The 24,311-nt window shown below is 40.3% G+C and carries 18 protein-coding genes; 2 read left to right on the top strand and 16 right to left on the bottom strand.

Annotated features, from left to right (window positions below; translation table 11 throughout):
- Positions 1-66: 66 nt before the first annotated feature.
- The 5 genes from LC454_RS01415 to LC454_RS01395 form a co-directional block, all read right to left on the bottom strand.
- The gene (locus tag LC454_RS01415) at positions 67-2,244 is read right to left on the bottom strand and encodes a hypothetical protein (protein ID WP_223578427.1); all 2,178 of its coding nucleotides are present in this window, start codon (positions 2,242-2,244) and stop codon (positions 67-69) included.
- A 176-nt stretch (positions 2,245-2,420) separates the two neighbouring features.
- Entirely contained in the window at positions 2,421-3,233 is an 813-nt protein-coding gene (locus LC454_RS01410) for a DUF3823 domain-containing protein (RefSeq protein ID WP_223578425.1), read from the bottom strand.
- A 125-nt stretch (positions 3,234-3,358) separates the two neighbouring features.
- Positions 3,359-5,419 carry a RagB/SusD family nutrient uptake outer membrane protein gene (locus LC454_RS01405; RefSeq protein WP_223578423.1) on the bottom strand — a complete coding sequence of 687 codons (2,061 nt, stop codon included), beginning with the start codon at positions 5,417-5,419 and terminating at the stop codon, positions 3,359-3,361.
- Positions 5,420-5,440: 21 nt separating this feature from the next.
- Positions 5,441-8,620, bottom strand: coding sequence for a SusC/RagA family TonB-linked outer membrane protein (locus tag LC454_RS01400; protein ID WP_223578421.1), 3,180 nt, complete (start codon positions 8,618-8,620; stop codon positions 5,441-5,443).
- A gap of 126 nt (positions 8,621-8,746) precedes the next feature.
- Positions 8,747-10,204, bottom strand: coding sequence for a glycoside hydrolase family 76 protein (locus LC454_RS01395; RefSeq protein ID WP_223578419.1), 1,458 nt, complete (start codon positions 10,202-10,204; stop codon positions 8,747-8,749).
- 391 nt (positions 10,205-10,595) lie between these two features.
- On the opposite strand from LC454_RS01395, the gene LC454_RS01390 reads away from it, so the two are divergent.
- Positions 10,596-13,082: a kelch repeat-containing protein gene (locus LC454_RS01390; RefSeq protein WP_223578417.1), complete on the top strand. Its 2,487-nt coding sequence runs from the start codon at positions 10,596-10,598 to the stop codon at positions 13,080-13,082.
- 57 nt (positions 13,083-13,139) lie between these two features.
- On the opposite strand, the gene LC454_RS01385 is transcribed toward LC454_RS01390, so the two are convergent.
- The 7 genes from LC454_RS01385 to LC454_RS01355 form a co-directional block, all read right to left on the bottom strand.
- The gene (locus tag LC454_RS01385) at positions 13,140-13,889 is read right to left on the bottom strand and encodes a YoaK family protein (RefSeq protein WP_120258523.1); all 750 of its coding nucleotides are present in this window, start codon (positions 13,887-13,889) and stop codon (positions 13,140-13,142) included.
- Positions 13,873-14,373, bottom strand: a complete 501-nt coding sequence (locus LC454_RS01380; protein WP_223578415.1) for a hypothetical protein — start codon at positions 14,371-14,373, stop codon at positions 13,873-13,875. Before LC454_RS01380 ends, LC454_RS01385 begins: the two co-directional genes overlap by 17 nt.
- Positions 14,360-14,878, bottom strand: a complete 519-nt coding sequence (locus LC454_RS01375) for a hypothetical protein (protein WP_223578412.1) — start codon at positions 14,876-14,878, stop codon at positions 14,360-14,362. Before LC454_RS01375 ends, LC454_RS01380 begins: the two co-directional genes overlap by 14 nt.
- Positions 14,879-15,007: 129 nt before the next feature.
- A complete protein-coding gene (locus LC454_RS01370) occupies positions 15,008-16,366 on the bottom strand; it encodes a sensor histidine kinase (protein ID WP_120258530.1) in 1,359 nt (452 codons plus the stop codon).
- A gap of 28 nt (positions 16,367-16,394) precedes the next feature.
- Positions 16,395-17,111: a response regulator transcription factor gene (locus LC454_RS01365; protein ID WP_223578411.1), complete on the bottom strand. Its 717-nt coding sequence runs from the start codon at positions 17,109-17,111 to the stop codon at positions 16,395-16,397.
- 231 nt (positions 17,112-17,342) lie between these two features.
- Positions 17,343-18,167, bottom strand: coding sequence for a siderophore-interacting protein (locus tag LC454_RS01360; protein WP_223578409.1), 825 nt, complete (start codon positions 18,165-18,167; stop codon positions 17,343-17,345).
- A gap of 78 nt (positions 18,168-18,245) precedes the next feature.
- Complete coding sequence (locus LC454_RS01355; protein ID WP_223578407.1) at positions 18,246-19,235, bottom strand: helix-turn-helix transcriptional regulator; 990 nt, start codon at positions 19,233-19,235, stop codon at positions 18,246-18,248.
- Between the two features lie 145 nt (positions 19,236-19,380).
- Here LC454_RS01355 and LC454_RS01350 point away from each other — a divergent pair, with 145 nt between their 5' ends.
- Entirely contained in the window at positions 19,381-19,698 is a 318-nt protein-coding gene (locus LC454_RS01350) for a hypothetical protein (protein ID WP_223578405.1), read from the top strand.
- Between the two features lie 95 nt (positions 19,699-19,793).
- On the opposite strand, the gene LC454_RS01345 is transcribed toward LC454_RS01350, so the two are convergent.
- The 4 genes from LC454_RS01345 to LC454_RS01330 form a co-directional block, all read right to left on the bottom strand.
- Positions 19,794-20,630, bottom strand: a complete 837-nt coding sequence (locus tag LC454_RS01345; protein WP_223578403.1) for a glycine betaine ABC transporter substrate-binding protein — start codon at positions 20,628-20,630, stop codon at positions 19,794-19,796.
- A gap of 4 nt (positions 20,631-20,634) precedes the next feature.
- Complete coding sequence (locus tag LC454_RS01340; RefSeq protein ID WP_223578401.1) at positions 20,635-21,459, bottom strand: ABC transporter permease; 825 nt, start codon at positions 21,457-21,459, stop codon at positions 20,635-20,637.
- Between the two features lie 2 nt (positions 21,460-21,461).
- Complete coding sequence (locus LC454_RS01335; protein WP_223578400.1) at positions 21,462-22,703, bottom strand: glycine betaine/L-proline ABC transporter ATP-binding protein; 1,242 nt, start codon at positions 22,701-22,703, stop codon at positions 21,462-21,464.
- Between the two features lie 441 nt (positions 22,704-23,144).
- A complete protein-coding gene (locus tag LC454_RS01330; RefSeq protein ID WP_223578398.1) occupies positions 23,145-24,275 on the bottom strand; it encodes a cytochrome-c peroxidase in 1,131 nt (376 codons plus the stop codon).
- Positions 24,276-24,311 lie beyond the last annotated feature (36 nt).

Genomic DNA, 24,311 nt, shown 5'->3' with positions numbered 1-24,311 from the left:
AGTTTGATATTTTATATGGCCAGCACACGCTCTTTCATCATACTAAAATTCAAGCGATCTAACATGCTACCATTTGATATCCACGTATACACCCTCGGGGCTATTTTCAAATTCCAGCAGATAGGTTTTTGTTTTCGTATCCCAATTTGCTTCTGCAAAAACTTCCTTTTTATCCACGACAAGGCTCTTTGGTTTGGCGGGTAATAATATCCGTGAAATGTTTGTGGTATTGATCGGGCTTTTAGCCGTAAATGAGTATTGATGGCCCGTCGATTTTTCATCGTAAATACGACTTGCCGATGCCAATACCTGCGGCTTTTGTTTATTTACAACATGATCTATATTGACAAACAGGCACTGTTCATTAGGTTGGATATTTTTGGAGGTAACAATTGGTAGAGTCGGATCAAAAAGATCGATTAAATTCCCCTTAACCTGATAAGGCTGATTGCTCACACTCTCATCCAATACAGCGATCAGGTCATAGATACCCCTTGTCAATGTAAAATAGTTTTTAAATTGAAGTTTCCCAGATTTACTCCTTGCATCGTAAAGACTTTTAGTCAGGTCCAACAGTTTGTGACTGTTGTTCGGCTTGACAACAAATTCTTTGGGATCTGAACGCAAAACATAGAAAGTACCTTTTCCGTAGCTATATTGCCCCTCCTTAGCCATTCCGTCCCGCAAGCCCATTTTTTCAAATAAATGATCTGATGGTCTTTGATATTGGTTGCCATTTGTATTCCACCATTCCTGGACGGATTGAAAGGGATCGAGATCCGTCGCACAATATATAAGTACGCCCCCATTTTTTACCCAGTCCGCAAGATATTGATGGGCCTCGGGAGCCAAGGGCTTCATGTTGGAATACGACATCAACAGCACCTTTGTCTCAGCTAAGGCATTCTTGACCGCTAAATTCTCCAAGTGAACTGTTTTAACTGGAACACCACGTTTTAAGAAAGGAAGAGCGAGTCCGTAAAAATTGGCCAATTGTGGATCGTCGTATCCGGCATGTGTCGGAAAACGTTGAAACATCAGTGAATTTGCCAACAGAATGCTGATCCCTGTCGATCCGGACACTTTACTGGTCGTTTTGGACATGCTATTCAGGCTATTGATCATCACCTGCATCTGGGTCGAATAATGCCGTGGTATTTTTTCCTTTTGGTCACTCTTGGCGCTTGTTTTATACAATCCTTCATAGATTCGTTCGGGCCAGGGCATGACTTCATAATCGGCAATATTCGGATATAAAAGTTGCGCGGTAAAAGTCGCTTGATAATTTTTCTTGTAATCTGCCCAGTCACGAGGCCAATCTTCGATCGGGTCCGTCAGAAAAAACATCTTTCTTCCGGTCGGTGCAGTCATGGATTCCATTGCGCCGTACTCTAAAAATGCCGTTTCGAAAACACGTTCTTTCACCACACCATTAAAATAATTGGGTTCACGTGAAGTCCCCGTCCATACCTGTGCGATATACCCATCAACACAGGGTAGCGAGGCCAAGCTTGCCTCAGGACTGACAATCATCCATTGTGAATAATTGATCAACGAGTGTGTGGGCACATAACATTTTACATCCATCCCTTTGGTTTTCCCATAGGCTTTGGCGTAAGTAAAGACTTCATTCAGTGCATTGAGGTACAAAGCGTACTTTAATTTATTGGATAAGTAGGTATTCTCAGGCGATTCGTGCTGTGGGCGCCAATCAAAACCGTAATACTTTTTCCATTCCTTCTTAAATGATTCGCTATAACCTGCCCTTGCCCAGAATTCGGGTTCCTCCATAAAAATGGCATCAATCCCCGCATCAATAACACGTTTGACATGCATCTCCTTGATGTATTTCAAATAATTTTCAGTCGGGACAATATAAGGCACCATGTGACCATGCCAGATGGTATCACCTTTTACATCAACTTGTCCCTCATCCAGGTGCATTTTCCCATCCCATTTTCCCGTAAAATAATCCTGATACTCCCCCCAGGCAATACCCGTCATAAAATGCGTAATATATCCCCTATCACGCCAGGATTTTACCCGTTCTTCAAATGGAATTTTTCGGGATTTGTCGGAAGGATTTCCCCCGGTTCCATATATCATGACAGCATCTGCACGGTTGTCAATTGTCGGACGCCATTCTCGGGAGCTCTGAAAGGTCGTCTTTACAGGATCTCCTTTTTGGGCGGTCGCTGTGAACGTTGCTAACAACAATAAAGCGAGTATATTCGTTTTTATCATAATCTATTGTTTATTTTTCACCTAGAAATAATTATTGATTGAGCATCTGTAATTGTTATTTTAAATAAGCGGGTTGGTTCCCTTTATAATTTGCTCAAATGGAACCGCCCTTATTTAAGATTCATTTTCATCCATGAGACCTTAAACAGGACGGTTCAACATGTGTATTGATTCTCTTATGGGATATCTACTCGTTTGGCTTCATTGTAGTTCCACCTACGATTGCCCGTTCCACGCGGAGTATCATAGTTGATACGGGAGGCTGCACGAACAAAGACCGTACGTCCTTTCGGAATTTCGCCAGTAGACACTATATCAATAACCTGCCCTAACTTTGTCTTGAAGCTGTCGCCATTGTATTCGATTTTACTCGACCAGCGTTCATCTCGTGCACGATATCCAACCGTGGCGGAATAGCTAACAAAGAGCTGTATATCTGTAACATTTAAAAAATCTGGATTGTAATTTCCTAGTGGCTCGATCTTATCACGAAAAAACTGCTCAGTTACAGCACGGGTGATCTTGACTTTCGCTTTTATCTTTCCATTTTCAACAACTGGATCGCCAACCCATTCCACTTTAAGAAAGGGGTGAACTTCCATTTTTATTTCATGTGAACCATTCAGCTCCATATTTTTGCTATCGTCTGACAGTACCTTACCGTCTCCGTCTGTGCGTACCAAAGGGATAAATGGACCATCAACGGTGATATTATAATTTCCCTTAAACAGTTTAGTATTTTGAAATGTTCCGTTAGGCATGCAATAGAAGTCAGGATTGTGTTCCACATTATCTCCCCAACTAAGCTCGGTCAATCGAACGCGGATGCCTTCACTACCCTGATCGGTCAATACCGGTGCACCCGTTTGTGCGTCGACGACTATGCCCTTCAATTCCACGGCGGGGGCCTCGTAGTTATCTGCCTCAAAAAGACTACACGAACTCAACATACATAGTATACCCAGTGCGCTTAAAATGCTATTTTTCATTTTTTATACGTTTAGTGGTGGCTTGGACTTTTAGAATTTAGTTCCACCAGTTATTGCTTTATTAAATTTCACTCCTTCCCGACAAGTTGTGCTGGAACATGAACATGCTCAGCACAATTTCTTGTCTATCGATTAGGCTGTTGATCTATTTTTGGACTTTTAGCCACCTCGTCACCTGGTATTTCAAAATAATAGTCTACAGGTGTGTACCGAAACGTTTTGGTACTTACCCATTGAAACCGTGCATCAAAGAAATATTTCCCTGTTGCTGTGGAAAAAAAAGGATACAATCCTCTGAACCTAAAATTCTCGTTGTTACTGTATAGATTTTTATCCTTTTGTGTTCCCCAGAAACCGTCCCGACCTTCAAAATGCAGCACGCGCCAGCGACGTAAATCCCATTTCGCCTTATGTTCAAATGCTAGTTCTTTGCGACGTTCTCTTCGAACAATATCTCGGCCTGTATTATCTCCTGAAATCGTGCCTGCTAAAAGATCTGCTCCCGCACGAGTACGAATTTCATTGACCGCAGTCGTCGCTGTTTGCAGCAGGTCACTTCCATCTGCCGGACTAGCGCCCAACATTTTGAGTTCAACGGCTGCTTCGGCGGCATTCAATAATACCTCAGCGTAACGCATCAAAATAAAAGGTTGGTCAGATTTTCCTTCTCCAACTTCTTTTGCTGGATTTGTATTGAGCCATTTACGTACATAAAAGCCTGTTAAGGTTGCTTCACCATTATCAAAGAATGGTCCTTCGTTGCCAGCGGCATTCATTTTTTGTCCATTGTAATCCACTGTTTGTTGTCCGCTACCATCTCTTGGGCTCAGATATAAGGTTTTTGGTGATCCTGTGTAGACACCCAACTGTTGATAGCGCGTGTCAGCTGTTGCATAGGAATAATCTGTAAACAGAGGCTTTACAGGAGTTTGACCAGTATAAACCCCTGCTCGTATATCCATTTTTCTTTGCTTGAATATATCATCCGGAAAAATAACATAGGCACGTAATCGAGGCTCCGCATTTTTAAAGAAATCCATTGGTTTGTCGTACAGCTCATATTCCCCTTCCCTGTTGCTTTGTCCAGTGGTCACTTTGACTGTTCCATCGGGATACTTGTCAAATCCATCAAACAATTCCATAAAATCTACTGTAGGACAGGTACCTGCCGAAAGTGGAGATCTAACTGTGAAAGGCGAGCTAAAGGCATCAAAACTATGTGTTAACGTTGGATAGACATATTCTTTGACATAGATATTTTCAGGACTACTGAGGTCACTAAACATATCCACCATATTTTGATATTGTGCCTCCTTATCGTTCGCTGCCCATTTCTTTTTATAAAGTGAATAGCCCCCTGCAGTCATCACCTGACGTGCAGCCGAATAAGCTTCTGCAAAATACTTCTGTGATGCTGCCTTTGCGGTGCTGGCATCAAATCCGATGACGCGGACACCAGTTTTACGGCCTAGTCCTGTCAGTCGACCAGAAACCGTTTCGTTGTACTTGGCCACACTACCCGCATAGAGCATCGCCTCTGATTTAAAAGAAAGCGCAACATATTTATTGGAATAGCCAGATTTAGGGCCTTTTGGAAGCATTAATTTGATTGCTTCATCATAATCTTTCAAGATCTGGTTCCAGGTATCTTCTTCACTCGAACGGGGTATCTCCAAGTTCTCCAATGTATTCGGGTATTGTAGTTCCTTGGTCACCAAAGGAATTCCCCCAAAACGTCTAGCCATCGCATAAAATACGGTCGCCCGGACATAATATCCTTCTCCCAAGTAATGATTATAAAGTTCTTCTGAGAATTTGTCCCGGTAATTGGGCAAGGTTTCAATCAGATGGTTTGCATCACGGAGCAATTCAAATGCTCTTCCCCAATAAGCGGTCCTTTCACCGGTAAAAGAGGTGCTGATACCATCCCGGGTCACAGCCTCACCGGTTCCTTCAATGCCTATGGCTGCCAACCAGCCATTGAATTCAATCCCCCATTGTGCCATGTATTTGAAATCTTCAAAAGGCATTAAGCTGTACATCCTGGCCATATAAATATCCATACCAGCTGGTGTATTCAATAGGTCTTGATCCGTTACAATATTTTTAGGTGTAATATCTAGATCAGCGCAACCTGTAAGTCCGATTGAGCTAACTAGTGATAGTATAATGAGTATTTTTTTCATTGCAATATTTTTTAGTGAATGCTAAAAAGTAAGTGATAAACCCAGTGAATAAGTCTTGTTCAATGGATACATACGACCTAGGTTATCATCAGGATGCTCAGGGTCTACAAATCGTACACCTGTAATCGTGAATAAATTATAGGCATTGGCATAAACTCGGAGACGCATGGATGACGAAGGTTTTAAATTTGAAAAGGTATAGCCCAATTCGATACTTTTTAAGCGTAAATAGGATGTACTCACCCGATTGAATTCAGAATTTGATTTCGGGTATCTACCTGTAAAACCATAGTAGCCTTTCACCCATTCTGTCGCCGGATCGTAGGGATCAGCGGAAGGATTTACAGGATGCCAGCGATCAAGATACTGCTCCAACGTTCCGCCACCATTCGATCCCCAGATCGCATAAAGTGGTTCTTTGTACTCCATAGAGCCCAAAGCCGATCCCTGAAACAATATATTCATATCGAAATTCTTGTAAGCTGTTTCGAGATTCATGCTATAGTTAAGCCACGGAGTCTGGTCGAATGCAAAAGGATGTTCGTCCTGACCGTTAATTTCGCCATCTCCATTCCAGTCTAGGTATTTATAGTCTCCAGGTAAGACATCACGTTCCTTATAAATCGGGTAAGTCCAAATATCTTCCCAATTCTCAAATCTTCCAGCCGATTCATAACCAAATTGAATCCCTTGATATCTATTGTTGAAGTTGTCATTGCGCCAACGGTCATACGAGTTTTTATAGGGGCCATTTTGGACGGCGGTCAGGTACTTATTTCTGGTCACAGTCGCTATTGCTCGAACATTGTATGAGAAATCGTTGATTTTATTGCGATGCTTCAGTTCCAATTCTAATCCCATATGGCGATCGCTATTGGCATTTTCCATCGGAGCCGTTGCACCGATCACGGTTGGAAATTCACTCGTGCGACGTTGAAATAGCCCCGATCGTGTGCGTTCAAAATAGTCCAATGTAAAACCAAACAGCCCATTCCATCCCTCGAAATCTAACCCAACATTGAATGTTTTTGCTTTATACCAAGTAATTGATTCGTTGGCGATAGCCTTCCGACTTACGCCCGTGATATATTTATCACCAAAAATATATCCTGGTGCATATTGATTATTGTAGCCATTTTCAGCATTTCCGCTCGTCGCAGGATAAACATACCCGGGTACCCAACCAAAATCCCAAGAAGAGGATAAGTCATCCCCTAGCACGCCATAGCTACCCCGGAATTTTAGTTGATTGACAAAGGAAAGCGCGTCAATAGATTTGAAAAATGGTTCTTCGGATATCCGCCATCCCAAAGAAGCCGAGGGGAAAAATCCCCATTGATGTCCTTTGGCAAAACGGGAGGATCCGTCGTATCTAAATTGGAATTCGGCAATATATCTACCCGCAAAATCATAATTAACCCGTCCAAACAGGGCCGACTTTGCTTCATTATAATAATCACTGATACCACCATACATGGAGGTCATTTGACCATCTTCTACACCTGCGAGCAATTGGTCGGAACCAAAAGCAAGATTTTTCAGTCCATAGAAGTTATCGCCATCGTTCTTTTGTGATTCCCATCCCACAAGTCCCGATACTTTATGCTGATCACCAAACGTACGATCGTAATTCAATATCAATTGACCTAAGACCTGTTGTTTATCAAAAAACTCCCGTTTCATTTGATTTGGGCTACTCAAGTTATAGAGTTTCTGATCATATTTATTGGTCGTTTTATTCAAAGCATATTGATAATATTCCTTTCTGAACATGGAATTGTTATCTGCACGATAATCATAACCAATCAATGCCTTTGCGGAAAACCCTTGAAGAATCGGAGATAAATTACTCAGGTCATAATTCAATGCAGCTGAGGACTGAAAGGTTTTCTTTTTGAATTTGCGATAACCAGAAATATCCGCATCCATCATCGCCACGGTATTTTGCTCCAAATCTAGACCTTCATAATTTAACAAGGTATTTTCGGGATCTGCATACGCGGCAAACAACATGCCCTGTTTCCAATAGTTTCGAATAATGTCAACCGAACTTGTGTAGGGACTATTTTGTTGATCGGCCATCCCACTGATGTTCAAATCCAATTTCAATCCCTTGGCCAGTTCTGCGGAGATATTCGAACGCAAATTGTATTTATTGTAGTTGAGATCGCCTGATTTAAAGAAGCCTTGTTGATAGGAATAGCCACCACCAATATAGTACTGCACTTTATTGCTTCCACCTGAAAAACTAATATCATGTTGTGTCTGTGGTGCATATTTTGAAAAGATTAATGAAGTCCAATCCGACGAGCGTCTTGTTCCATTTCTAAAATCCTCAAAGTCTTTTTCGGTATACACTGGACTTCCACCATTGATGTTGTTCATGGATTTCTCATTGTAGATCGTCATTGCACTGATCGCATCGGCCAATACAGGCATGCCAGAAGGCTTTTGAAAAGTATAGGAGCCATTATAACTGACTGCGGTCTTCCCTTCTTTTCCCTTTTTTGTCGTGACCAACACGACACCATTTGCAGACCGCACCCCATAAATAGCCGCGGATGCATCTTTTAGAACCGAAACCTCTTCAATATCGCTCGGGTTTAGGCGCTGAAAATCTTCGCTTGTACGTGGCACCCCATCAATCACAACTAATGGAGCTCCGAGACCACGGATATCGAAATTGGCACTATATGCTCCCGGTTCGGCGCTTTTCTGCCATACGCGAACACCGGGGATACGTCCCGCCAACATATTTTGTGGGTTTTCATTCTTCGTCTGCCTCATTTCCGTCCCCTTCACGGAAGCAATAGCGCCAGTCAGCGATTGCTTCCGCTGGGTACCGTAACCGACAACAACAACTGTTTCCAACTGTGTGTCATCGTTTTCAAGGACAACATTAATTGTAGTTTTCCCATCTGTAATCTCTTCCTTCGCACTAAAACCTAGCGATTTAAATAAAAGCTTCTTTCCTTCCGGAACTACGATTGTATAACTACCATCTGCGTTGGTAGTGGTTTCCACACGTGTACCCGCATTCTGAACAGAAACCGTTACCCCAGCGATAGGCTTATTATTACTATCAAGCACTTTTCCGCTGACATTTTTCTGCTGCGCCCAACTCATGGACGGAATACCCAGCGCCATCAGCACAAGCAGTGTGCTAAGTCGCCGCCTTGATTTCCCTAAATCCTTTTTCATATTTATAATTTGGTTTTAAATAGTGATTAAGCTATCTGATGTATTTTTTAGGCTCACAAGCCTGGTTTTATTGGTATTCGTTTTTAGTATCACAATTGTTTACGTCGATCTTTTTACTTCATCTTGCTATTTTTCGATTTGGTATTGGGACAACATTGCATACTGTGCCGCATAAGTGAACATGAACATTCCCTCCAGGTTATTTTTGTCTTTGTCTATATGCCATCCACCAAGAAGATCTGGTGGCAATAAACCGGAACGTAAAAAATGAGCATATCCATAGTCCAAATTCTGCTGGAAGGAGTCCATATAACGTCCAGCTTTGTCGAAGACAGGAGAAATCTGAAAAAATCCCCTTAATAATACGCCGTTAAACCAATTGTTGAACCCATCGGAAGCATAAGTATAATGCGCTGGCACCTGTGAACCTAGTTTGGCAAAGTATTGAAAACTGGCATCGCTCAGCTTCTTTCCATCCTCCAAATAGACCTTAGATCGGGTCGCACGGTACAGATCAGCGGCGCCAGAAATCATGGTTCCACTGTTATAGGAAAATGAGGTTCCAACAGCTTTCCTTAATTGGGTATTTTTGCGATACTTTATACCATCGACGATTTCGTAGATAATACTGCAATCGGGATAGCAGTCTCCCATCATATCATCGTAAACACCTTTACTGTTCAATAAATGATCTTTTTGCCAAGCATAAATCCTTTTAGCAAAATCCAAATAAAAACCAGCTTTTCGCAGCATTTTAGAACGACGCGACTGCCTATCTCCGGCATCGATATAGTTGTATGTGATCTGATCGTTCTTTTTCTTATAGATTTCATGTAGCCACACCAATGGACTGATTATGGGTGCATTGCTACAGGCATGTTTGGTCACGTAGCCCGGTCCCCAGGAAATTCCACCATTTTCATTACCTTTATCATCTAGGGTGCAGTCCCACCCATCCAATACATAGGTAGTTAGGTATTCCGCCTCCTTTAAATAGCGCTCTTTTCCTGTTAGGTGATAGGCTTCAATCAGTTCCCGAATTAGCCACATTTGATCATCATAGACATTTAATACCCCAGTTACATTTGCTGCACCCTTTGCCTTTGCACGATCCACAGCATAAACCGTCCAGTCTTTGCTCTGTGTAAAAGAAATAAGATTAAATGTTCCTAAATAATAAGCGGCATTTTCGTGAAGCTGGACCAATAAATCCGCGTAACGCTTGTAATGTTTGTCAAATAGGTTATGATTTCCTCTTTCCTTTTGAGCTTTAAGTCCATGTAAGATTGCATTGACAGCCTCTATCGAAGCCGAGTACATCCACACACTTGCCTTTTCCTCCGAGCGCACCTTTGTATCGGGATTATAGAAACGATGCATAGACTTTCCGTCTGCGGAGAAATAAACTTCCATTGACCGGTCCAAGAGCGCCATCGCACGTACTAGGTTTTGATCCTGGCGAGCCTGATCGCTTTTGATATTGTCAACGGAAAAAGAAATTTGAGTTTCAGCTTGAACTTGCTGCACCATCAGCATGGATACGGAAGCAACAAAAATAAATTGCAGCTTTTTAAAGACTTTCATAAGTAAGATTCCGATTTATAATTAGTTCGAATTTCTACCGAAAATATCGGCAGGAATTCTAACGCAAGGTAAAGTCGGTTGATTAATTTTTGGGTTAAAATTGGGTTAAAATGCAAAAATAAAACGATAACCCTCTATTTTATTTCCCTACCTACCATCATTTGAGAGGCCAATACAAACAGCAATTGTAACACAGCTTTTATTTTATTGAGCGCATTTTTTTGCATACTTTTAAGTCCTGTAAGATATTGATAAGGGATATACTAACCGTTACTATATTTCATAAAAAGCCGGCAGCGGACAAATTATTGTGAATAGGTCTTTGTCGATAACTATTGGTTTAAGTTTTTTTGATTGCGCTATGCGACCCTGTATATTATATATTATTTTTTTGCTTTTAATTCCCCGACTTTCCCAATCCCAGGGTCTCAAATTTAGAGGTGGACATGAGCCTATAGACAAACGCAGCTCCTACGAGTTATTTGACAAAAGGGCAATTTCGTTTGAACAGGAGTTTACGCTAAAATTTCAACTATCCATTTATTCATCAAATTCTTTGGGCAATATTTTCCGTGTTAAGAATAAAGACAATAACACGGTTTACAATTTGTTTTATGATGAGGAGGCCGGTAATTGTATTTTCCGTCTGAACGAAGAAGGTAAAAGCAGTCTAATCATCGCAAAAATAAATCAGCAACAATTATTCAAGGAGGAATGGATCACGATTCAGTTGACTTTTGACCTGCAAAAGCAATTATTTAAGCTTCAGATACAAAATCAGATTTTTCAATCATCAAAAGTGAAATTGCCATCTCAGTATAGTCCTCAAGTGATTTTTGGAAAAAGTGACTATCTGATCGATGTTCCGGCCATGTCTATCAAAAATGTGCAGATTGGAAATACAGCTAAAAGCTATCTATTCCCATTAAAAGAAAGCACAGGTACTGTCGTACATGATGAAAATGGGATTGCTTATGGCTCCGCTACAAACCCAACCTGGCTCATTGTGGATTCTTACAAATGGAAAAATCTCTTTGCAAGCGGTTCCTTTTCACAAGCTGGTTCCAACTACAATCAACGAACCAAAGAGATTTATTATTTCAATCAGGATTCTATAACCATATACAACATAAAGACCAATCAGACAAAAAAACGGGTCTTTCAGAAACCATGTCCCGTAAAATTGGTTTTAGCAAACAATTTTATAGACGCTACGACAAATAAACTGTATGTCTATGAACTTTTCTATACCCAGCCCTATCAAGGCCCTACGGTAGCCAGCCTTGATCTGGAAACTTTCGAATGGAAGGTCGAAAGTGAAGACCTAATGAAGAAAGAATTAAATCATCATGGTTCTTTTTATGATGAACAACAGCGACAATTCTACATTTTCGGTGGCTATGGAAACATGGCCTATAGCGGGCAATTTGACCGATATGATTTAGATTCCGGCAAATGGCAAACTGTTGACGGATGGACAGGCGATAAAATTTTCCCACGCTATTTTCTTTCGGCTGGCCAAGGGAGCAATAATCGAATCGCTTATATCTTTGGGGGTATGGGGAATGAATCCGGCGAGCATATTGTGGGCCGAAAATACCTCTATGATTTCTATCAGATAAATTTGGACACCAAAGAAATTACAAAAAAATGGGATGTCCTTTGGAAGGATAAGCATATCGTACCCGCTCGTGGTTTGGTGTTCCCCGATAGCAACCACTTTTACGCCTTATGTTATCCAGAATATCTGACGAAGTCCAATATCCAATTGTATCGCTTTTCTATCAAAGATGGAAGTTTTGATATCCTAGGGGACTCTGTTCCGATCTATTCAGACAAAATAAGTACACATGCCCAGCTTTATTATGATCAACAATTGGGTAGGCTTTTGGTACTGGTCCAAGAATCAAAAGATGATATACAGTCAACATTAAAAGTCTATTCGTTGAATATGACGCCAATAACCCCCAACGAATTAAATGGCTTTTCCTCATCTGGATCCAACCGCAAGGTATTCTTACTATTGTTGTTATCTACGGCCTGTGGAGTTGGCCTCTTTTTCCTTTGGCAACGAGGCCGACAAAAGCGAAAAATAGCAAACGTAACTAAAAATACAGTCCTCCAGGTTCCGCCAATAGCAGATACTGGAATCATACAAACAATTCAAAAAGACGAGTTTGTACGGGCAAATGCAATATTTCTATTTGGTGAGTTCCGTGCTTTTGACCGCAACAAACGTGATATCTCCTATTTGTTCAGTACAAAGCTGAAACAGGCTTTTTGTCTTATCCTGTCTAACAGCACTGGCATTAGTTCACCATATTTCAGTCAGATCATGTGGCCCGACAAATCAGAAGATAAGGTAAAGAACTCAAGAGGAGTCACGATCAATCATTTACGAAAAGTGCTAAATGAGTTTGCAGGAATTGAACTTGTATACAAGCAGGGAAGATTCCTTATTGAACAGCGCGCTGAGTTTTATTGTGATTACGTAGATTACATCCAATTGCTGGCAAACCCTTCGGCTGCTTACGAAAGTAGATTAATTCAGATCATTCAAAGGGGAAAATTCTTACAGGGGTTGGATATGCCTGTGTTTGATACATTGAAGACCGAGGTTGAACAAAATTTATTACCCATTTTACTGGCAGAACTTCATAAAGCTGACATTGCTCATCTGCATAAAAAAAGCATTGAGATCGCGCATACGATATTCTTATTGGATCCGCTAAATGAACAAGCATTATTTTCCGAAATGAAAGCGATGTTTGCTTTAAATCAGCACAATGAAGCCCGCATTAAATTTCAACAGTTTTGTCTCAACTATAGACAGCTGATGAACGAGGACTTCCCCTACAACCTGGATAAAATGATATAAATAAGCCCCACCATACGCTGCTGTATGGTGGGGCTTATATAATTATCGTCAAGAGATTTAGGCAACCAATTCCTCGCGATGACGTTTTACAAATTGTTTTTTAAGCAGATATAGTTTATAATGATCATATAAACCTATGATAAGCAAAACAAAACAAACCACATAAAATGTTTTATTAGACAAGTAATTAAAAGAGATTCCACTGAGTAGTCCTCCCATTACATAACTTGTGACAATGGTCAGTAACAGATGAAACTTATCCACCAAATCTTTATTGCTTCTATTGGCTTCTTTGGTGAACATGGATATTAGTATCGCTAGATCGGTTGTTAATCCGGTCAAATGTGTTGTTTTCACAACAGAATTGGATATACTCGCAGTAAGTCCATTTTGCAGGCCCATCGCAAATAACAAGGCTCCAACCAATATTTCGGTTTCCTTAAGTGAATCTTCGTAGAAAACATCGAGATATATCCCGACAAACAAAATACTTAATATCTCCAGCACCAAGGGTATCGAATGAGTCAAGTATGCGCTAAACTTTCCCTTACCATGGATGATAATCAGATTGGAAAACATGCTTCCAATTAAAAACAACAGTATCCAAAACAAAACGACAGCACCTTGATACCAATTTCCTTTCGCAATCTCCTGTGCAAAAACGGCATAATATCCTGTTACATTAGATGTAAAGGAAAAAAATACAATAACTGAAGCGACGTTGACCATACCGGCAGAAAATGCAGTTAGTCCTCCCAGTTTTATATTATCTTGAATTGTCCTATGATTGCTATATTTTCTTAGCATATTTTTCCTTTCCTCCTTTTTTCAGCACGATACGTGCTATTCCCTTGGTCTGCATATCCAGATTGAGATGCAGGACCAGCTGATTTTTGTTCAGTTTCTGTATGACAAAACTTTCCACGAGTTCGTTATTTTTTCGTAGCTCAAGGATATGTCCCCTTCCTTTCAAAAACCAGTTATACTGCTTATCCTTGTGGTGGGCCACAAAATTCTTTTGGCCCATTTTTTCAAAATGCCATAGGCCATCCTGTAATGGCGGCAAATGAGCGATGGCGGCATCTTTGATCCCTTCATGGATAATCGCCTGCTTTTTGAAGGTTGGCGATTTCTCCACCTTTTCAAAGTACCAGCCCTGTTCTTCCCACTCTCCTTCTAAAAGTCGTTCAGGGTTTTCATAAAGCATGACCATCGCTGATGCCCCAAAAAGCAACAATGCCAAAAAGACAAAGTTGAATCTTGCAAGTATTTTTCTTTTAATAGTTAACATCCCATTGTTTGTTAAAAAATAAATCCGCTAAGACATTTCCTCCTGTTTTGTGCGTTGCCGGTTTTTCAACAATGGCTACATGCCTACGCTTACTTTCGTTGAGGTCCAACAAAGCCTGTCCAACATCAAAGAAATGTCTTGTTCTTTTTTCAAATTGATAATCTGTTGGAATCTTGACCTCGTCAATTCTAGCTCCACTCAGATAATGATGTAAATAATTGGGATTATCGGTACCGATAATATCTGCATAGATATTCAGTTTACGATTTTCGTATCGGTGGCAAATCATTTGGCAAGCTTTCAAAAAATCCTCTGACTGAAGGTCGTGGAGTTGATCCTCTAGTGTGATTCCCAATAGTTCGCTGATTGAGGTGCTACTTTTATTTCCGTAAACCAAAATAACATCAAGCTGCTCAGCCTTCGACTGCTCAATACTATGGATTACAAAAAAAAGTGAATCGATTGTAAAATCACTTGGAATCAATATTCGTGTCGCTTTTGCCATACCCAATTATTTTTTAACAAAGTTAATGGGAGCACATGGCAACGGAATGAAGCTAGAATTAGCTTTTCATTAGAATTTTAAAAGACTTATTAAAATCAGATTAAAAATAATAAGGAAATTAAAATGGGATTAAAACCGAATGTAAGTTGGCAATTCAATCTCTACAGTCGTGCCTTCCCCAACGACGGAATTGACCTTTAATGTCCCACCGTGGAGCTTTATTATATTTCTTGCTAAGGGCAGGCCAATGCCGTATCCATCTATTCCATTGGTATTGGATGCTCGAAAATAAGGATCATAAATATATCCCAATTCTTTTGACGGGATCCCGATACCTTTATCTTTTATCAGGATAAACACTTTATTGTTTAATGCGCCCAAGGCGATATAAGCAGTCCTATTGGAAGAGTACTTACAGGCATTGCTAATGATATTGGATAATGCTAGCTGGAGTAAAATGGCATTTCCATTGACTTTGAGTCGCATACTGTCATCGGGTAGCAAGCTAAAATCTGTTGTAATTTTAAATTTATCATTAATAGCTTTAACGGTCAGTTCAGCATCCATAACAATCTGGTCTATACGAACAGGATTAAATGTTGTCGAATTGCTCACAAAACCAGTTCGTGCCAACATCAAAAGCGCCTTGGTTTTCTTTTCTAAATGCTCCGCAGATTCAATAATTTTACATAAGGTGCGTTGGTATTCTTCTACTGTTCTTTCTTTGGACAGCGCTAAGTCAGCCTGCCCTATAATCGAGGTCAGGGGTGTATTCAATTCGTGTGAAGCATTGCTGATAAAATTTTTCTGGGTTTCAAAAGAGGTTTCCAAACGTGTCAGCATGCTGTTAAATGTAAACGCAAGATCATGGAGTTCCCCTTTATATTTTTCTTCATCCAGGCGCTTGTCCAGATTTTCAGAGCCAATCTGTTGGACTTCCTTCATCATGGTCAGGATAGGTTTTAGAAATGAACGTTTCATGAAGACAGAAACCACCAAAATAAAAAGAATACCCAAAATCAGACTAATAATAAGTAGATTACGCAGATAGGCCAGGTGATGCGTATAGAAGTAATTTTCCGCTGATGCACCGACGATATAATGCTTATTGTTTTTTGAAAAGTACTTTGTCGAATAGAATTGATGCCCTGCTTTAAAATTTGATGTTCCGGTCTTGTTGATTTTATCCCACAATTCAGAATAGAATCCCTGGCTTTGAACAATTTTTCCATTCTTATCAAATTCAACCAAAAATTCATGCTGATTGTTCAGACTTTCTATAAAGTCCAGGCTCCATTGATCTGTTTGCGAAGCGGATTTACTATTGAGGAACTTTTCTGCTGCAATATTTCTTCGCAGATCCAGACGCTTATAAAAATCGGTGAAAGCAAAGTTTGTGATAGAGTAAAAGATAAAGCCAACGAAACAGCTGACATATATGACTAATATTGCTATGAGGTAGATGAGTTTCCTATTGTAATTATTCATTTTAACCTATTCAGTATTCTTAATCTATTCAGTCTTCGACTTTTAACACATAGCCCATTCCGATAACGGTATGAATGGCCTTCTTGCTCGTTACCTTCTCAATCTTCTTTCGCAGGTAATTAACATATACATCAACGACATTTGATCCGATATCAAAATTAATTCCCCATATTTTATCCAACAACTCACTGCGCTCAAATACTTTCTTGGGGTTTTGGATAAATAATAAAAGTAAACGATACTCTGTACTGGTCAGGTTAAGTTCTTGACCTTCACAATAGGCAACTTTCTTATAATCATCAATCGTTAGAAATCCATAACTGAATGTATCTTTTGGAGGCTGTGCTTCGCGTTGGGTCGCCTGAACAATGGATTGCTGTCTACGGATCAATGAACGTATTCGGGCTTTAAGTTCGATTAACTTAAATGGTTTAGAAAGATAGTCATCAGCGCCATTATCAAGACCAAGGACAACGTTTTCAGGGGTTCCGAGTGCCGTAAGCATCATAACAGGCAGATCGGTATAGCCCCAATGCCTAATCTGTTTGCAAATATCAAGTCCATTGGTGCCAGGCAAAAGAATATCCAAAAGAACAAGTGCTACATCTTGTTTGGCTAATAGTGGCTCAAGCCCTTCGGCACGCCCCAGATGAATGACTTTATAACCTTCTTCGCCCAATCCCTGTATGATCAAATCCGCAACGTCTTGCTCATCTTCAACCAGAATAATTTTTTGCTCCTCCATATGCATCATAATGTATCTTTCCCGTTATCGCTCATCGCCAAACCATAAAAATACTGTTTTGATCCTACAGACACAAATCTCTTGCCTAAGATATACTCGGAGGTTACAATAGATACGTCAAAAAAATGATTCTTTTCACCTTTATCTCATGATAAACAGAAGTAAAAAATTGAAAAAACTAGATCATATAAAGCAATGAGGCGATAGCAGTGGTCTCGTGGTTTGTCTTATTTATGAATTGACCTCCTCATTCTCGTTGTGTCGTTCACCGTCAGATTTATCTTCTGAAACACCGCTTTTCCAATAAGAATAGGCATAGAGTTCCTCCCTCTTCCATCCAAGATCCTTGCGCAAGTAATTGCGTATCTCCCGAACGGTAGAATACTCTGCAGCAATATAAACAAAGCGATCCGTCTGAGGAAGAGACTTTATCTTCACCAGATCCGCCAGCAGACTACCTTCCTGTGGAGTATCATTATGCAACCAGATAAATTCTATATTCGCTTTTGTATATAATTTTTGTACATCCTCCCGGCCATGCACCTCGATGATACAGGTTCCTTTTGCTGATACCGGTAAATTTTCCAATATTGCACCTAAAACCGGAAGTGCCGTTGCATCCCCCGCTAATAGATAGTTCTCTGTCAGTGGAAATAGTTCTGTCTTACCAGCTCTCATAAGGACACCCAATACATCTCCCGGCTTTGATCCTATTGCCCAGGCAGATGCGGGGCCTTCATCCCCATGCGCAACGAAATCTATCCAAATTTCGTTACGTCGAAGATCTATCCCCCGATGCGTATATGTACGCACCGTTGGCCGAATATTGTCGTCCATGGTTTTCCATTGCCCTTTTTCAAAATCAAATTCCGGAAAATAGACTTTATTCAATCCCATAGGGGGAATCAGAATCTTATTGTTAACACCGATGGTTGTGTCCGCGATTTCTGGGACAGCTTCTCCTGTCAGATAAATCCGGATGTAATGTGGGGTCACATATTCTTTTCGACTAACAGTCAATTCCGCTTGTATAATTTTCGCTTCAGCTCTACCCATGGTTTTATAAAATTTAAGGATAAATGATCTATCAATTTTTTAATAGCTATTTTTAGCCCGCATTGTAGGTCGGGTAAACTATCTGTGTGTCTTTTTTAATTTACTTGGTGGAAAACCAAATTTCCGTCTAAAAGCATCTGAAAAATGACGCTGATTTTTATACCCAATGGCATCAGAGACTTCACCAATGGTCATGTTTTTGTCTAAAATGAGCTTTTTGGCATGTTCCATTTTTGCATCATTCCAAAAACCAAAAACTGTCGTACCAAACAACTCCTTAAACCCCTTCTTTAATGTAAACTCATTTGTCCCGACCAGATGGGCCAGGTTGACAAGCGTATTGTTTGAATCCATATTATCCAGTAAAAATTCTCGGACCGCATAGATTTTATCAACATCAGGCTTTCTGAGGGTCGTGTTGGAGATGCTGTTGTCGGCTAACTGCTCCAACTGAAGCAGCAATAACTCCATGATCTTGGCTTCGAGAAATATTTTTTTAAACACACCCTTACGTTCACAATTTATGATACTATCAATAAGAGCATGCATTTCATGGGTAATTCTTCTATTAATATCTGTCAATAAGCCAGATTTCCCCTTTTCAATAATATTTCTGAAGTCATTAAATAAGATGGAATTATCGGGTAGAAATTTCTTAAAAAAATCTGGAGACAAATTTATCTCACATAATTGGAATTCTTCACGTTCCCATTGCATATGGCCACAGATCGAATTGCCGTAGAGGATATTGTGCTGACAAGTTTCAAAATCTATGGCAGCGGCTAATGTCTCCCCAGCTGCCCGACTTCTACCCTTTAATGCAAAATGCATTTCAACCGTCTCAAAGTCACTTTCAAAACGAAACAGTATCCGTTCATACAGATTTGCATGACCAAAGCCAATATGAATTCCATCAAAAAAGATCTCTTTGTAATAGCCATCGCCAAATGGAGCGTCCAGCTGTGTGACGCATTCTTGAATACCGGCATCCATTGAAAAGAAAGTCTGTGGATAGTTTCTTTCCAACAATAAACTAGCCGAATCAATATCATAAAGTTTTAATCCCATTCCATATTTCTTTAAGTTTCAACTATTCCTTTTCACGGACTTTTTACTCCTCATTACATACCCAACAATGGCACTATACCTATTATCTTTGGCTAAATTACAATTTATTTAGAATGATTCTTAATTATCTAATACAAATAAGCACATGGAAAAGAAAAAAATTGAAACTAAGCTGTCATTAATTCAGGATATAGACAGCCAGCTGCTCCCTGATAGCATTTATAATAATATCAAAATGGGCAATCCCCTAGCTAGTAAGTTGGACGTAATTCTTGCAGCAGAGAAAGCCATGGTACTGGACTTTGCCTGGGAGTTTCCGAATGGTCTGGACACTTTTGTCGATGATGAATGCTACCCACTTTCGGCCGATCAAAAGCAACGTATCAATTTGGCCCGCATATTTTTAAAAAATGTACGAAATACGACATCTGAGCCTAATATTTCGAGTTCTGATGTATTTTAATGATCTATCTGCTAGGAGTAGAAAAGGATGATAAGCAAAATTTAACCCCATTTGACTCTTCAAATGGGGTTAAGCAAAGCATGTAAACTTAGGGTCTATTCGGAGATTTTTAACAGAGAACGGTGCACTGTCAACCAATTTTTGGCTGTAGCTGCTTTATCTCGCGTTCCTTCCATTTGTGCCAAGAGATCTGCCATTGTTGCATCATCAAAATGGATCTGTGAAAAGAGGCTTGCCAATTCTGGTTGATCCTTGCTAAAGTCTCTGCGTGCAAAGATTTTAATCTCTTCAGCGCTACCCAATGTTTTTTTGGGATCATTTAAAAATTTCAATTTCATCTTAGCAAACATCCAATGGGGCTGCCAACCCGCCACGACAATCCATCTATGGTCTTTAATTGCATTCTGCAGCTCAGTAATCATCGCTACCGTGGAAGAATTTATGTGTTTATAATTCAGGTTATAGTCTTTGATAACCTGATCCACAGCCCTTGTGATCCCCGCACCCTTTTCGATCCCAATAATTCTATTATTGAACTGCGCTTGGTGCGCTTTCAATTGCCCAATATCATCAATGGATACATAATCCGGTACAACAAGACCATTGCGGGCGGAAGCATAACTGGTACCAATTTCCTGTAGATTTGGGAACTTCGCTATCTTAGCGCCATGTGTTAATGGCAACCAGACATCCATATACAGATCTGTATCGCCATTATTCATAGAAGCCAATATCATATCTGGGGTAGCACGTTGTATCACAACATGGTAACCTTTCTCCTCCATGATGGCTTTGGCAATATAGGTCATTGCGACACCCTCTGCCCAACCGTCAACCATACCGATATGAATGATATTCTTATTGCTGCTACTGTTACAAGCCGAAAACAAAAATACCAGTATCCAGATTCCTATTAACTTAATTTTCATCATTATCTTATTTCTTGTTTACAAAACCTTGTGTTATCCGGTCTAGTATAATTGCCAAAATCACGACAGACAGACCACTTTCAAATCCAAGGCCAATATCCAGGTTGTTTATTCCTTCGAGAACCCTTTCACCTAAGCCACCGGCAGCAATCATCCCAGCGATAACAACCATTGACAACGATAACAATATGGTTTGATTGATGCCCGCAAGAATTGTTTTGGTCGCCAAAGGTAACTCCACTTTAAATAAAATCTGTCGATTGGTTGCTCCAAATGAACGGGCAGCCTCAACAATATCCTTTGATACCCCATCAATACCCAGGGTGGTCAAGCGAACTGCTGGGGGCATGGCAAAAATGATGGTAGCAAAGGCACCGGGTACTTTTCCGATACTAAAAAACAATACTGCTGGTATCAAATAGACAAAAGCAGGCATCGTCTGCATTAAATCCAATAAAGGCCGGATGATCTTTGCTGCAAATTTATTTTTGGCCGCCCATATCCCAAGCGGCACCGAAATAAGTAATGCGGTCACCGTCGCGACCAGCACCAAAGCCAATGTTTCCATTGTTTCCGTCCAAAATCCCATCAGATAGATCAATGTCAATCCCAGAAATGTGGTCAGTGCAACGCCTTTACCAGATTTCCACCAGGCCAATGCTGTAAAAAGTGCGATCATCACGAAAAACGGAGTCGCGATCAATAACCATTCAAGACCAAGAATAGAGGTGTTTCCTGTATTTTTGATCAGGTCAAAAAATGGTTTCAGATTGTCTGTCAACCAATTGACAGCTATGGCTATATATTGTCCTATGTCGATTACTTTATTCATATCTATTGATTATTTGCTTGCTCTTTTAATTCTATGATTTCCTCTTCGTTGTATTTGGTCGCCTCAATGATTAATGAAGTCTGGGTTACGATCCCCAATAAACGGTTGTGTTCATTGACCACAGCGATGGGCGATCGCACTTCTGAAATCAGAGGTAACATTTCCTCCACAGTTACTTCTTTTGATACGGTGGGAACATTTGCGTGAATGATGGCCTCGACGGTCGCTTCTTTACGTTTGGCTGACTGGATCACTTCATTGATATGGACAAAACCAAAAAAATGATCATGCACGTCCACTACAGGTAATATATCTATACCAGAAGCGCGCATTTTGCGCAGAGCACCTTCGGGACCGTCTTTTTTGAATCGTACAACTGTTGGTTTTTCAAACATCAGGGAGCCTGCGGTAATAATTGCTTTCCGATCCACTTTTTCGACAAAAGCTTTTACATAATCACTTGCAGGGTTTGTCAGGATATCCTCTGCGGTACCAATCTGTTCAATTACCCCGTCCTTCATAATGACGATACGATCGCCCAATTTGATGGCTTCGTCAAGATCATGTGTAATAAAGACAATTGTTTTCTGTAGCGTGTCCTGCAGTTCAAGCAGCTGATCTTGCATTTCGGCTTTGATCAGAGGGTCCAGTGCTGAAAACGCTTCATCCATCAGTAACACTTCGGGATCATTGGCCAAAGCTCGAGCCAATCCAACACGTTGCTGCATCCCGCCGGAAAGTTGAGCCGGTAGCTGCTGTTCAAAGCCATTCAATCCAACAATATCAAGAGCCTTTTGGGCTTTTGCCTCACGTGATTCTTTGTCCTCACCTCTTATTTCCAGTCCAAATGCAGCATTACTCAGCACAGTATGGTGTGGCAGCAAGCCGAATTTTTGAAAGACCATACTCATTTCGGTCCTGCGCACTTCCAAAAGCTCTTTATTATTTTTCCCGGTAATATCTTCGTCATTGACAAATACCTTTCCTGAGGTAGGCTCATTCAATCTGTTTAAACAACGAAGTAAGGTCGATTTACCACTTCCTGAAAGCCCCATGATCACAAAAAACTCACCTTCATAGATTTCGAAATTTGCTTTGTTAATTCCTATTGTACAAGCAGTTTTTTCTAATATTTCTTTCTTCGAAAACCCCTCGTCCAATAATTTCAAAGCTTGTTTTTTCTGTTTACCAAAAACAATGGTCAAATCTTCAACTTTTACCTTTACCTTTCTAGTTTTATCCATTCTTTAATTTTTTTAAACATAAATAAAACAAAAGAGCATGAGTAAGCCACTAAGGCTGCACACCTACGTAGTTTTCATTCACATAAAATATCCCTACAGTTGAATTCGTTTGATCGAAATTTTAAACTTCAGTTCAATCTACTTATTAACTAACACGCTTTACTCTCGGTTCGATAAGAGCAACGATGAAAAAGAAACTAATCTTTTAAAGATGAGCTATGCTAAACACAGCTCCAAAATATACTTCAACAAGTACAACGAACAACTTCGACTGTGCCTCAAAAAGGCTCCAGTCCTAGCGGAATAAACTCACGCCATTCTGTCTTTTGACAGCACAAAGGTACGAAAAATAAATTAAACGCCTTTTTAACCACATATACAACTCACTGTAAGTATGTTACAAAAAACACCAAACAAAGTAAAAATAGGCATTTGTAGACACTACCGCGGCAAGCTTTCAGGACGTCGCATCCGATAGGAAGTTGCTGTGATGGCATGTAAAAATGCTTCGATATCTTTTATTTCCTCTTTACTAAGGTTCAAAGGTTGCATTAAAGGATCTGTAACTGGATAAAGTGGATCTTTGGCCTTCTGTTCTGGCTTCGCAGAGTTCATTTGCATCCCACTGTTATACATGTTCAGCAATCCGGTCATATTCCAGAATAATCCATTGTGCATCCATGGATCGGTATTCATCACGTCCCGCAGCGAAGGGGTCCTAAAACGCCCTACGTCAGCTGGATCTTTGGTAATTTCATACCGGCCCAAGTCTTGATATTTACGTTTGTAATAAGTCAATCCTATATTATGATAAGTGTCGTCCGTTAAAAACTGACCATTGTGACAATTCATACATCTTGCTTTTGTGCGGAAGAGATGCAGTCCACGTACCTCTTGCTCGGACAACACCTTATAATTACCATCCAAAAACTCGTCAAAGCGACTACGTCTACTTGTTAAAGTCCGTTGAAAAGCACCTAAAGCCTTTAAAACCTCTGGCATGGAATAATCTTCCTCTCCAAAGGCTGCTAGAAACAGCTTGTTATAGGCCGGGATAGCTTTCAATTTTGGAATCAATTTGGTCAATTCCATGTCCATTTCATGATGTGCTTCAATAGGCCCCAAAGCCTGCTCTTCCAGCGACTTGGATCTTCCATCCCAGAACAATTCTTTCCGCGCATACACATTCAGTAGTGATGGTGTATTACGTGTCCCCTCCAAATGATCATTGCCAACCGGAACCATCAATTTATCAGCCCATGATGTCTGGGGATTGTGACAGCTGCTACAGGAGATCTGATTGCTGCCAGACAGAATCGGATCAAAGAAAAGATATTTTCCCAACTTGACATCCGGCTTTTCCATCAAAGAAAAATAACTTGTATCAACCTTGGGCAGTGACGTAAATTCCTTCCAGCTGACACCAGCATCAATCGTCGGTTTAGGCCACTCGCTTATCGGTCTTCGATAAAGCAACTGCAGTTCTTCATACAATGCTTTTTGTTGATCTTTCATAGATAGTAAACCAACAAGTCCAAAGATACTGACCAATACTGCAAAATGTTTTTTCATTACCTGTTTTTTTATTACGATTATTATCAAAAATAA

Source organism: Sphingobacterium sp. GVS05A, from assembly GCF_019969845.1.
Classification (GTDB): Bacteria; Bacteroidota; Bacteroidia; order Sphingobacteriales; family Sphingobacteriaceae; genus Sphingobacterium.
Note: the sequence above shows the minus strand (reverse complement) of the source record. Positions and strands in the feature narration are given on the sequence as shown.

Excerpts from the sequence above, each read along its gene's own strand:
- LC454_RS01410 (WP_223578425.1), bottom strand. The coding sequence starts at position 3,233 with ATGAAAAATAGCATTTTAAGCGCACTGGGTATACTATGTATGTTGAGT.
- LC454_RS01385 (WP_120258523.1), bottom strand. The coding sequence starts at position 13,889 with ATGCTAAGAAAATATAGCAATCATAGGACAATTCAAGATAATATAAAA.
- LC454_RS01345 (WP_223578403.1), bottom strand. The coding sequence starts at position 20,630 with ATGATGAAAATTAAGTTAATAGGAATCTGGATACTGGTATTTTTGTTT.
- LC454_RS01375 (WP_223578412.1), bottom strand. The coding sequence starts at position 14,878 with ATGGCAAAAGCGACACGAATATTGATTCCAAGTGATTTTACAATCGAT.
- LC454_RS01365 (WP_223578411.1), bottom strand. The coding sequence starts at position 17,111 with ATGGAGGAGCAAAAAATTATTCTGGTTGAAGATGAGCAAGACGTTGCG.
- LC454_RS01370 (WP_120258530.1), bottom strand. The coding sequence starts at position 16,366 with ATGAATAATTACAATAGGAAACTCATCTACCTCATAGCAATATTAGTC.
- LC454_RS01400 (WP_223578421.1), bottom strand. The coding sequence starts at position 8,620 with ATGAAAAAGGATTTAGGGAAATCAAGGCGGCGACTTAGCACACTGCTT.
- LC454_RS01415 (WP_223578427.1), bottom strand. The coding sequence starts at position 2,244 with ATGATAAAAACGAATATACTCGCTTTATTGTTGTTAGCAACGTTCACA.
- LC454_RS01330 (WP_223578398.1), bottom strand. The coding sequence starts at position 24,275 with ATGAAAAAACATTTTGCAGTATTGGTCAGTATCTTTGGACTTGTTGGT.
- LC454_RS01395 (WP_223578419.1), bottom strand. The coding sequence starts at position 10,204 with ATGAAAGTCTTTAAAAAGCTGCAATTTATTTTTGTTGCTTCCGTATCC.
- LC454_RS01405 (WP_223578423.1), bottom strand. The coding sequence starts at position 5,419 with ATGAAAAAAATACTCATTATACTATCACTAGTTAGCTCAATCGGACTT.
- LC454_RS01355 (WP_223578407.1), bottom strand. The coding sequence starts at position 19,235 with ATGGGATTAAAACTTTATGATATTGATTCGGCTAGTTTATTGTTGGAA.
- LC454_RS01340 (WP_223578401.1), bottom strand. The coding sequence starts at position 21,459 with ATGAATAAAGTAATCGACATAGGACAATATATAGCCATAGCTGTCAAT.
- LC454_RS01350 (WP_223578405.1), top strand. The coding sequence starts at position 19,381 with ATGGAAAAGAAAAAAATTGAAACTAAGCTGTCATTAATTCAGGATATA.
- LC454_RS01380 (WP_223578415.1), bottom strand. The coding sequence starts at position 14,373 with ATGTTAACTATTAAAAGAAAAATACTTGCAAGATTCAACTTTGTCTTT.
- LC454_RS01335 (WP_223578400.1), bottom strand. The coding sequence starts at position 22,703 with ATGGATAAAACTAGAAAGGTAAAGGTAAAAGTTGAAGATTTGACCATT.
- LC454_RS01360 (WP_223578409.1), bottom strand. The coding sequence starts at position 18,167 with ATGGGTAGAGCTGAAGCGAAAATTATACAAGCGGAATTGACTGTTAGT.